The organism is Pseudonocardia lacus, from assembly GCF_018531445.1.
Taxonomy (GTDB): Bacteria; Actinomycetota; Actinomycetes; order Mycobacteriales; family Pseudonocardiaceae; genus Pseudonocardia; species Pseudonocardia lacus.
The window spans coordinates 1-712 of record NZ_JAHDTH010000497.1 but is presented as its reverse complement, the minus strand read 5'-3'; the positions used below and the strand labels follow the sequence as shown (position 1 = coordinate 712).

At 79.2% G+C, this 712-nt stretch carries 1 protein-coding gene; it reads right to left on the bottom strand.

Features of this window, described 5'->3' with window-relative positions:
• Positions 1-156 precede the first annotated feature (156 nt).
• Positions 157-712 (bottom strand): glutamate ligase domain-containing protein (locus KIK08_RS39320; RefSeq protein WP_305849638.1); only part of this gene is annotated, 556 nt, incomplete at its 5' end.

The following is a 712-nucleotide window of genomic DNA, read 5'->3' as shown; positions in this document are numbered from 1 at the left end:
TCGGCGCCGGCTCGGCGCGGGTCGCCTTGCGACTCTCGGCCCGGGCCGCCTTGCTCGCGTCCCGGGGCGCCTTGCCGCCATAGGCCCGGGTCTTGCCGCCGGCGCCGTCGCGGGCCGGCCGGTCGGTGCTGCTGCGCGCGGTGCTGTCCGCGGCGGTCACGGCGTTCCGCCACCGGTCGGGTCGCCGCCGGTCGGTCCGACGGCCCGGACCGCCGCGGCGAACGCGCTGCCGCGCTCGGCGTAGTCGGCGAACTGGTCCATCGACGCCGCGGCCGGGGCCAGCAGCACGACGTCACCCGGACGGGCCAGGGTGCGCGCGGATCGCACGGCCCCCGTCATCACACCGCTCATCGGCCCATCGTCGCCCGACACCACCTCGGTCACCGGGAGATCGGGTGCGTGTCGCGCGAGCGCGGCGACGATCTCGACGCGGTCGGTCCCGATGACCACGGCGGCCCGCAGCCGGTGCGCGTGCGCGGCGACCAGCGCGTCCACCGAGGCGCCCTTGAGCAGCCCGCCGACGACCCAGACGATCCGGGCCCCCGCCGGGGCGCCGGCCAGCGCCGCGGCCAGCGAGGCGGCGGCCGCGTGCGGGTTGGTGGCCTTCGAGTCGTCCACGTAGCGGACGCCGTCGACGGTGGCCACCGGCGCGGCCCGGTGCGGGCCCGGCCGGAAGTCCAGCAGCCCGGAGCGCACGGCGTCGGGCCCGACG